Raw genomic sequence first — 9,667 nt, forward strand, 5'->3', positions numbered from 1 at the left:
CCTCACTCGTTTATACGGTTTTTTATGTCTGATCAAATTCAACGTTTTCTGTTTGACCAAACCAATGTGCGTGGAGAAATTGTCACGCTTAGCACGGCTTACCAAGAAGTGCTTGATCGCCACGCGTATCCCTCAGCGGTTAACGAGTTGCTAGGAGAGCTGTTAGCCGCTGTAGCGCTATTGACCGACACGGTTAAGCTAGACGGTACACTAAGTATTGAAGTGCGCGGTCAAGGAGCATTGGCACTGTTGATGGCCGAGTCTAACCCTGGCGGAGAGCTACGCGCCATTGCCCGTATAGCAGAGGATGCTGTGCTGCCTAGCGAGAGCGCCAGCTTCCGTGAGTTGGTCGGAGAAGGCCAAGTTGTCATTACCCTAGACCCCCGTGAGGGGCACCGTTACCAGGGTATTGTTGCGCTAGATCACGCTACCTTGGGCGGTTGTCTCGAAGCTTATTTTGGCCAGTCGGAACAGCTACCCACTCGGCTGTGGCTGGCTGCCGACAGTAAGCGGGCAGGAGGGTTACTACTTCAGCGGCTGCCAGATGCTTCGCAGAATCAGGATGTGGATGCCTGGGAGCGTAGCGTTCATCTCGCTGACACGATAAAAACGGAAGAATTGCTTGGCCTTGAACAGCGTGAAGTACTCTATCGGCTCTATCACGAAGAGACGGTAAGAGTTTTCGATCCCAAGGCGCTACGCTTTGGTTGCACCTGTTCGCGGGAGCGTATGAGCCATGCGTTATACACGCTGGGACAAGAAGAGTTACGTGATATTTTGCGTGAGCAAGGAGCAATCGATACTCAATGCCACTTTTGTCATACGAAATATCACTACACAGCAGCAGATATTGAAACTTTGTTAGAAGACCCAGGCGCGCCACCACCCGTTATTCACTAGTTATGTAGTCGCTCCATGAAGAGGGCGCGCAATCAGCCTTTTGCAGCCGTGCTAGATACAGCAATGCATGTAGCAAGCCTGCTAAACGATTGTTTGAAAAAAATACTGCAGCGCAACACAAAATATAGGGGTGGTGTAGTAGTTTAACTACAAGATATTTGGTTAAAGCCCCCGTTTCCTGGGGGCTTTCTTTTTGCCATAATGCGCCCGACTTATGAGCGCCCAGCCCCCTTCAACGTGGTTGGGCTGACTATTTAAGGCGTCGGTGACGCCCGGTAACCGAGAGAAACGGCCTTAAGGCCCAGGAATCGACATGACCACGACTCAAGCCGCTCCCCAAGCCCACGTCAATCTCAGCAGCGCCGAACTGATCGAGCGCGCCGTGGCCCGTGGCGAAGGCCGCCTGTCGGCTAACGGTGCCCTGGTGGTTAACACTGGTTTACGCACAGGGCGTTCACCGAAAGATCGCTTTATTGTCGATGAGCCTTCTACCCGCGATAGCATTGACTGGGGCAGCGTTAACCGCCCATTCGATGCTGAAAAGTTTTCAGCGCTCTGGACACGAGTAGAGGATTACCTGGGTAGCCGCGAGCACTTCATTGCTGAGCTACACGTTGGCAGCGACGCGACTCACTATCTACCAGTGCGCGTTTCTACGGAAACGGCTTGGCAGAACCTGTTTGGCCGCACCATGTTCGTACGTCCTCAGGCCTATAACCAAGCGGGCAAAGACGAGTGGACCATTCTTAATGCCGCAGGCTTTGAGTGTGACCCCAACCGCGATGGTACCAACTCAGACGGCTGTGTAATCATCAACTTTGCTGAGCGTAAAGTGCTAATCGCTGGTATGCGCTACGCTGGTGAAATGAAGAAAGCCATGTTCTCGGTGCAGAACTATTTGTTGCCCGCAGCTGATGTGCTGCCCATGCACTGCTCTGCCAACGTCGGTGAAGATGGCGAAACCTGCTTGTTCTTCGGTCTCTCCGGCACGGGCAAAACCACTCTTTCCGCTGATCAAGCCCGTTACCTGATTGGTGATGATGAGCATGCGTGGGGCGATGGTATCGTCTTCAACATGGAAGGTGGCTGTTACGCCAAGTGCATCGACCTTTCGGAGAAGAATGAGCCAGTTATTTGGAATGCTATTAAATTCGGCACCGTGCTGGAAAACGTTGTTCTCAACGACCGCCGCGAGCCGGACTACGCTGACGATAGCCTTACCCAGAACTCTCGTGCCGCTTACCCATTAGAGCATGTTGAAAAGCGTGTTCCGGAAAACCTGGCAGGTGAGCCCAGCGCGATTGTCTTCCTGACCTGCGATATGTCTGGCGTATTACCGCCGGTGTCAGTTCTGTCTAAAGAAGCTGCTGCGTATCACTTTCTGTCGGGCTACACCGCTAAGGTTGGTTCTACCGAAATGGGGTCTTCTGAAGGCCTGGCCGCCACATTCTCTACTTGCTTCGGCGCGCCGTTCTTCCCACGTCCAGCCCGTGAATACGCTGATCTCCTGATCAAGCGTGTCGATAAGAAAGACGCCCAAGTGTACTTGGTTAACACTGGCTGGACCGGTGGTGCTTATGGTGAAGGTGGCTCACGCTTCTCGATCCCGACTACCCGCGCCATTATCAGCGCGATTCAATCTGGCATCCTGCGTGATGTTGAAACCAAGCACATCGATGGCTTGAATCTGCAAGTGCCGGTTGCTGTACCGGGCGTAGACTCTAGCCTGCTTGATCCTCGTGAGACCTGGGCTGATCGCGATGCCTATGATCGTCACTTGCGTGATTTGGCTACCAAATTCGTCGATAACTTCAAGAAGTTTGAAGGCGTCAGCGAAGCGATCTTGAAAGCAGGCCCGCAACTGGACTAAAGCTAGGCTTGTTCTCAGCGATTAAATAAAAAGGGATGGTGCCACGGCACCATCCCTTTTTTGTTTTGAGATAGTCACGCAGAGGTGGTAAGTATCATTGAGTGTCGTAATCCGTAGGTTCATGCACCAAGCTGCATGGGTGGCTTTTGTAGCGCGGCGTAAGCGTCAGCGCACCCGCGGCGGTGGCCCAGCGCGGAAGCATCGCGCAGCGGTGCCGGGGTTGGTTCGGTGCCGTTCCGCCGCCTCCCGCGGGTGCCTCCAACGCTCGCTGAACTCGCGTTCTCGTTACCACGCGCTACATGGTGTGCAAATAGCTAATGTTGTGGGTTTTTGGTTCCGCCACGATTCGCGGGTTTGTGCGCATAGCTGGATTGGTGGGCTTTGTAGCGCGGCGTAAGCGTCAGCGCACCCGCGGGAGCGTCGCGCAGCGGTGCTGGGGCGTTTGTTTGCCACGAGTCGCCTGCCCTCAAGCGCTCGCCTTGCTCGTTACCGCACGCTATAAGTGCGTACATGAATCAGTGGTTTTTTCGTTGCTCTGGCATCCATTTTCTCTCGTACTCATTTTTGCATTCACATCGGACGCGAAAAAACTTGCGTGTCTATCTGCTTTGTGGTTTTAATAAAAGCATAAAAAAACACAAAACCACATAAAAACAACCGGCACATAAAAACAACTAAGCAATACGCTCGCCATCATCACATTCGATTCCATGACATTCGGAGAGATTGCGATGCGCCCCGTATCAACTAAATTAACGTTTTCCGTACTGCTCGGTGCTGTGAGTTCGATAGTTTATGCCGATTCCATCACCGTCTATAGCGCACTGGAACAGGATGAAATCAACAGCTATCTCCAGCAGCTTAGCGTTGACCATCCAGACCTTGAGGTAAATGTTTTACGCCTTTCGACAGGTGATTTGGCTGCCCGGTTGATTGCTGAGGCAGGTCGCCCTCAGGTAGACGTTATCTGGGGATTGGCCCTCAGTAATATGATTGACCCTCAGATCCTCAGTCAGCTGGCTCCCTATAGCCCTGAAGGGGTTGATGTCCTGGCGGCGCCTTACAAGGATGAAGAAGGGCGGTGGTTTGCGGCCACAGGTTACCTCGGTGCCCTATGTATTAATGAGCCGATGTTAGAGCGGCTAGGCCTACCCACGCCTGCCTCCTGGGAAGATCTTGCAGACCCCGTCTACAAAGGCGAGATCGTCATGCCTAATCCTGCCTCTTCTGGAACCGGCTATATGCAAATGGTAGCCATTGAGCAAGGAATGCCGGATGGCTGGGCGCTGATTGAGCAAATCAATGGCAACGTGGCGCAATACACCAGCTCGGGTTCCAGGCCCTGTCAAATGGCGAGAATGGGTGAGTACGCCATCGGCGCTTCATTCGCCTTTGTCGCGATGCGCTCCATTGCAGAAGGCTATCCAATAAAAATGGTGATTCCTGAGGATTTTGCAGGCTATGAGCTAGAGGCATCCGCCATGTTGAGTACTTCTTCGAACCCAGAGGCTGCTCAGAAATTCCTCGATTGGACGCTGTCTGATTCCGTGGCTGACCTATACGGAGATTATAAGGAGATTGTCACTATTCCAGGGGCAACACGGCCGGAAGGCGCCGATGAAGCTGGATTGCCGGAAAACGTCGAAGACATTCTCTTTCCCATGGACTTTGCCCAGTCCGCAAGCGATAGACCGAGCTTTCTGACCGAATGGCAGCAGCGTATAGGACGTTAAGAAAAAGGCGGCTTATTCACTTTTAAGCTGCCTCTCTTTCCCTTTTCGGATTAGCTCCCATACGGCGGGATGAAGCATGTATTTAGAAATTGATAATTTACATAAGATATTTGGCGATAACATCGTTCTAGATCGCATCAATCTCAAGATTGATAGTGGCGAATTCGTTTGCTTGCTAGGTCCCAGTGGTTGTGGAAAAACCACGCTGTTAAGAATCATCGCGGGTCTGCTGCCGGCAGATGGTGGAAAGTTGACGCTGGAAGGCAAAAATCTTATCTCCCTTCCAGCCCGAGAGCGTAATTTCGGCATTGTCTTTCAGTCCTACTCTTTGTTTCCTCATATGACTGCCAAAGATAACGTTGGCTATGGGCTAAAGCTAAGAGGGTGGAGCAAAAAGGCTATCAGCCAGCGTGCAGTCGAGATGCTGGAACTCATCAATCTAGCCGATATGGCGAACCGCTACCCCCACCAACTTTCAGGGGGGCAGCAGCAAAGAATTGCACTGGCGCGTGCCCTGGCGATAGACCCTTCCATTATTTTACTAGATGAGCCGCTCTCTGCACTGGACGCGAAAGTGCGTGAAAAGATGCGGATGGAGATAAAAGACGTACAGCAGCGGTTGGGGATTCCTATTCTAATGGTGACCCATGACCAAGAGGAGGCGCTGGCGCTTGCCGATAAAGTTGTGTGTATGAATAACGGTATGATCGAACAGATAGGGCGTCCTGATGAGCTCTACTTACAGCCCCAAACACGTTTTGTTGCCGATTTCATCGGGGCAAGCAATCTATTACCACCAGCGTGGGTAAAGCAGCATTTACCCGAGGCAATGGCGACATTGCCAACTCAAGACCGGACTGAGTACTTCCTGTGTATAAGACCAGAGTTCATCATCATTGATGAAAGCAGCGAAAGGCAGGCTAAGGTCAAGAGCAGCACCTTTCATGGCAGCTTCAACCGCGTAGGCGTCGAGTATGGGGGTGTTGAGCTTACCGTCGAGGCGCACAATCATATTCAGTACCGCCCAGACGCCAATGTCGGTTTGTCATTCAACGCCAACGGTTTTGTTTGGGTGAAATCATGAAGAGCATCTTATCTCATGGGAGTAACAGCCGGACATTGGTTGCCAACTCGTATATCAGCCTTGATAAGACGCTGGTGATTGCTTCCACGCTCATCCCTTTTATCTGTCTTGGTCTTTTCTTTGGTTATCCACTTTATATTGTTCTGATCCGAAGTCTTACAGCCGCTGATGGCACAGTGGGGATGGCGAATTACATTCAAGTGTTTAACAACCCTACCTTGATAGCAGCAACTCTCAATAGCCTATTGCTCAGCTTTATAACAATGCTGATTGCGCTGGTGCTTGGGTTTGCCATCGCCTATCGGTTGGAGAGAACCAGTACCCGGGGGCGAGTTTTCATTACGGTGGCACTTGCCCTGCCGTTATTGGCCCCTTCGCTGGTACAGGGGTTGGGGCTGATTTTTATCTTTGGCAGAAATGGTCTGATTAGCCAGTGGTTCGGTATCAGTATTAATCCGTATGGGTTCTACGGGTTACTGATGGCAAATGTGCTCTATGCGTTACCGCAGGTGGTGTTGATCATACAGGCCGCGCTAAGACAGTCAGACGTGCGACTCTATGAAGCCGCAGAGGTGATGGGCGCGACCGGTTGGCAAAAATTTCGCGATATTACCCTCCCCAACGCGAAGTTCGGACTGGTCAGTGCTGGGTTTGTGGCTTTTACCGTCACCATCACCGACTTTGGTAATGCGGCGGTTATTGGTGGTGACTTTAGAGTATTAGCCACTGAGATTTATAACCAGGTTGCGGGGCAGATGAATTTCAGTATGGGCGCCGTTGTGGGCATTTTACTGCTGATTCCTACCGTGGTGGCTGTTGGCATTGAACGCTTTGCTGCGCGCAAGCAGTCCGCCTCCGCAAGCGAAAGTGCTATTCAGGTGGCACCCGACCGTAACCTCAAGCGTGATCTCATATTAGGAGCCTTGACCCACTCCTGTGCCTTGGTCATCTACATGGTCATCGGGGTAACGGTGTTCGCTAGCTTTGTGGATCTCTGGCCCTACCGAATGGAACTCACCTTACGCCACTACAACATCAGCATGGCAGGGGGTTATCGGCCATTGTGGATGTCGCTATGGATATCTCTACTCGCCGCTTCAGTGGGCGTCGTGCTTATCTTCCTGATGACAATATCCATGAAGAAGCTACCTCTCCACCTAAGGCGTATCGTCAATTTTATTGCCATTATGCCGGTAGGTGTTCCTGGTCTGGTGCTCGGCTTAGCCTATATCCTCGCCTTTAATACCGGCGGGCCGTTAACGCTACTGTATGGAACGCCGCTGCTGATTGGTTTATGCAATCTGTACCATTATCACTCGCAAGGTTTTCTAACCATGATGACGGGGTTAAGAGGCGTACCTGCGTCACTGGAAGACACCTGCACCTGTTTTGGTGGCGGCATGAAGGAAACGCTACGAGATGCCGTCGTGCCTTTTATGATGACGACCTGCATTGCGGTGTTTTTCTTCCTGTTTATGCGTTCCATGGTGTCACTGTCCGCGGTCATTTTCCTCATTACGCCGAGCATCAATGTGGCGCCTGTCGCCATTATGCAACTCAGTGATGCAGGCAGAATTTCCGAGGCAGCCGCCTTTTCGACATGCCTGATGATGGTGGTAGTGGCGGCTATGCTGTTACTGCGCTGGCTGATTAAAAAAGTGCCGTCACCGGAAAAAAGGAGTTAACCCATGTGGCATCATGAGCGCCACCAGCGTATCTGCTCGCTTATTAATACATTTAATCAACTCTCTACAGAAAGACTTGTGGACGAGTTGGGGGTGTCAAAGGAAACGATAAGAAGAGATTTATTGCTGCTGGAAAAGTCGGGTGAGTTAAAACGTATTCATGGTGGAGCAATCTCCGTTAATAAAGAAGAGCCGCCGATCAATGTGCGTGAAAAACTTAATGTTAATGAAAAGAAGGCAATGGTTAAACGGGCTCGAAATGAAATACAAAGCGGTCAAACGCTATTCATTGATGCCGGTAGTACAACAACATTACTAGCAGAAGAACTTAAAAAACTATCTGGCTTAATAGTAATAACCAATTCATGGGAAGTGGCCTATCTTCTGGAGAGCTGCAATCAGGAGCAGGGTGTATCTGGTTCCAATCAAGTGATACTCCTTGGTGGGAAAATCAACCCGCAGCTGAAGTCCACGTTTGGGCAGCACACCATTAGTGAAATCCATAAATATCGTGCAGATATCGCCTTACTGTCTCCCGTCGGTCTGGACGCCAGTTCCGGTGCCAGTAGCTTTGATCATGATGAAGCTGCCATTGCCGAGGCCATGGTAAATAACGCCGATAAAGTGCTGCTTCTTGCTGATCGTTCAAAGATCGGCAAGGTCAGCCGTGTTAGCTACTGTCCTATTAATCGGCTGGATATCTTAATTACGGATAAAGCGATAAAAGATGCATCGATTCTCGACGCTTTGAAAAAGGGCGCAAGGGTCATCACCAGTTAGCAGCCACCGGTGTGTTGGAATAACGGGGCTTAGTTAGCATTTCTATTCAGTGTTTAAGTTGACTGGCTTTTTAAATTAACAGGTAGGGCTACGGTCTGCGGGAGTGTTTTATGGTAACGCGTTCCACGATAATGGATACCAATAGTTTTAGTAAAGAAAACGCAGGTTTGTTGGATTCTTCAATACGTGCAATGACACATAAAAGAGCCGCCGTGTTAGGCGATTCTTATCGTCTTTTTTACCAAAACCCTGTTCATCTGGTAAGGGGGCGTGGTCAATATGTATGGGATGCGCAAGGCCACCAATACCTCGACGTATATAACAATGTTGCCAGCATAGGTCATTGCCATCCAGAGGTTATCGCTGCAGTGACCAAGCAAATGCAGCTGATCAATACTCATACCCGCTATCTTCATGAGGGTATCCTGGATTACACCGATTCCATTCTGGCCACGGTGCCTAACGCTATTAATCGTGCGATGTATATGTGTACGGGGTCAGAAGCCAATGATTTGGCAATCCGTGTGGCCAGAGCGTGGAGCGGTGGCACCGGCATTATTGTGACCAAAGAGGCTTACCATGGCACCAGTGAGTTAACGTCCGGCGCATCTCCTGCGCTGGGCAGCGGCCAAGCGCTTTCATCTACCACGTTTTTAGTTCCGTCACCCGATCAGTATCGAATAGGCTCAGCCACATTGGGCGACTGGTTTGCGAATGAGGTGCAGCAAGCGATCGATAACATGGCTGCTCAAGGGATTAAGTTGGCTGGCTTCTTGGCAGACTCTATTTTTTCTTCAGATGGTGTGATGCCCGGTAACCCAGGCTTTTTGAATAAGACCATCGACATCGTGCATGCCAATGGCGGCATCTTTATTGCGGACGAGGTACAGCCAGGTTTTGGCCGGACGGGCGAAGCCTTCTGGGGGTTCGCTCGCCATGATCTGGTGCCGGACATAGTGACGATGGGAAAACCAATGGGGAACGGAATACCCGTGTCTGGCCTGTTGGCCAAAAGTGACGTCTTAGCGGCCTTTAGCGATCAGATACCCTATTTCAATACCTTTGGTGGCAACCCCGTTTCCATGGCCGCCGCCCAGGCAGTATTGAATGTTATTCGTGAGGAGCAGTTGCAGGCGCATAGCTTGCGGGTCGGAGAAGCCTTACGGACAGAGCTACTGACGCTGAAAGATAAGTATGAGTGCGTTGGTGATGTGCGAGGCGCTGGTTTGTTCATTGGTTTCGAACTAGTCACCGACAAGCAGAGTACAACACCGGATAAAGCGTTAGCGCTGCGCGTCATCGAAGCTTTACGCGAAGAGCGTGTGCTTACTTCAGTGGCTGGCCCCTATGGAAATGTACTGAAGCTGCGGCCACCGCTGGCGTTTCAAAAGCAAGATATTGACTGGTTGGTAGGGGCGCTTGATAGAAGTCTTTGTAGGTGTGCTGGTTAGGTTCTTATCATCAAAGGTAATGCGCAGTCATGACTGGGCTAGGTGCTACTGGGCGGCCTCCCGCGGGTGCCTCAAAGCGCTCGCTGAACTCGCGTTCTCGTTACCACGCGCTACATGGTGTGCAAATAGCTAATGTTGTGGGTTTTTGGTTCCGCCACGATTCT

General features: G+C 51.1%; 7 protein-coding genes. All 7 read left to right on the forward strand.

The window, feature by feature from the left end:
• Positions 1-24: 24 nt before the first annotated feature.
• Positions 25-900, forward strand: coding sequence for an Hsp33 family molecular chaperone HslO (gene hslO, locus CPA45_RS18340; RefSeq protein WP_096654054.1), 876 nt, complete (start codon positions 25-27; stop codon positions 898-900).
• A gap of 313 nt (positions 901-1,213) precedes the next feature.
• Positions 1,214-2,770, forward strand: coding sequence for a phosphoenolpyruvate carboxykinase (locus CPA45_RS18345; RefSeq protein ID WP_096654056.1), 1,557 nt, complete (start codon positions 1,214-1,216; stop codon positions 2,768-2,770).
• Between the two features lie 731 nt (positions 2,771-3,501).
• On the forward strand, positions 3,502-4,503 hold the full coding sequence (locus CPA45_RS18355; RefSeq protein ID WP_096654060.1) for an extracellular solute-binding protein: 1,002 nt from the start codon (positions 3,502-3,504) through the stop codon (positions 4,501-4,503).
• Positions 4,504-4,579: 76 nt separating this feature from the next.
• Positions 4,580-5,587 (forward strand): ABC transporter ATP-binding protein, encoded by a 1,008-nt coding sequence (locus CPA45_RS18360; protein WP_096654062.1) that lies wholly within the window; start codon positions 4,580-4,582, stop codon positions 5,585-5,587.
• Positions 5,584-7,272 carry an ABC transporter permease subunit gene (locus CPA45_RS18365; protein WP_096654064.1) on the forward strand — a complete coding sequence of 563 codons (1,689 nt, stop codon included), beginning with the start codon at positions 5,584-5,586 and terminating at the stop codon, positions 7,270-7,272. Before CPA45_RS18360 ends, CPA45_RS18365 begins: the two co-directional genes overlap by 4 nt.
• A 3-nt stretch (positions 7,273-7,275) precedes the next feature.
• Positions 7,276-8,052: a DeoR/GlpR family DNA-binding transcription regulator gene (locus CPA45_RS18370; protein WP_096654066.1), complete on the forward strand. Its 777-nt coding sequence runs from the start codon at positions 7,276-7,278 to the stop codon at positions 8,050-8,052.
• Positions 8,053-8,162: 110 nt separating this feature from the next.
• The gene (locus tag CPA45_RS18375; RefSeq protein WP_096654068.1) at positions 8,163-9,503 is read left to right on the forward strand and encodes an aspartate aminotransferase family protein; all 1,341 of its coding nucleotides are present in this window, start codon (positions 8,163-8,165) and stop codon (positions 9,501-9,503) included.
• Positions 9,504-9,667: the final 164 nt, after the last annotated feature.

It is taken from the genome of Vreelandella nigrificans (genome assembly GCF_002374315.1).
Classification (GTDB): domain Bacteria; phylum Pseudomonadota; class Gammaproteobacteria; order Pseudomonadales; family Halomonadaceae; genus Vreelandella; species Vreelandella nigrificans.

Excerpts from the sequence above, each read along its gene's own strand:
- CPA45_RS18365 (WP_096654064.1), top strand. The coding sequence starts at position 5,584 with ATGAAGAGCATCTTATCTCATGGGAGTAACAGCCGGACATTGGTTGCC.
- hslO (WP_096654054.1), top strand. The coding sequence starts at position 25 with ATGTCTGATCAAATTCAACGTTTTCTGTTTGACCAAACCAATGTGCGT.
- CPA45_RS18355 (WP_096654060.1), top strand. The coding sequence starts at position 3,502 with ATGCGCCCCGTATCAACTAAATTAACGTTTTCCGTACTGCTCGGTGCT.
- CPA45_RS18360 (WP_096654062.1), top strand. The coding sequence starts at position 4,580 with ATGTATTTAGAAATTGATAATTTACATAAGATATTTGGCGATAACATC.
- CPA45_RS18370 (WP_096654066.1), top strand. The coding sequence starts at position 7,276 with ATGTGGCATCATGAGCGCCACCAGCGTATCTGCTCGCTTATTAATACA.
- CPA45_RS18345 (WP_096654056.1), top strand. The coding sequence starts at position 1,214 with ATGACCACGACTCAAGCCGCTCCCCAAGCCCACGTCAATCTCAGCAGC.
- CPA45_RS18375 (WP_096654068.1), top strand. The coding sequence starts at position 8,163 with ATGGTAACGCGTTCCACGATAATGGATACCAATAGTTTTAGTAAAGAA.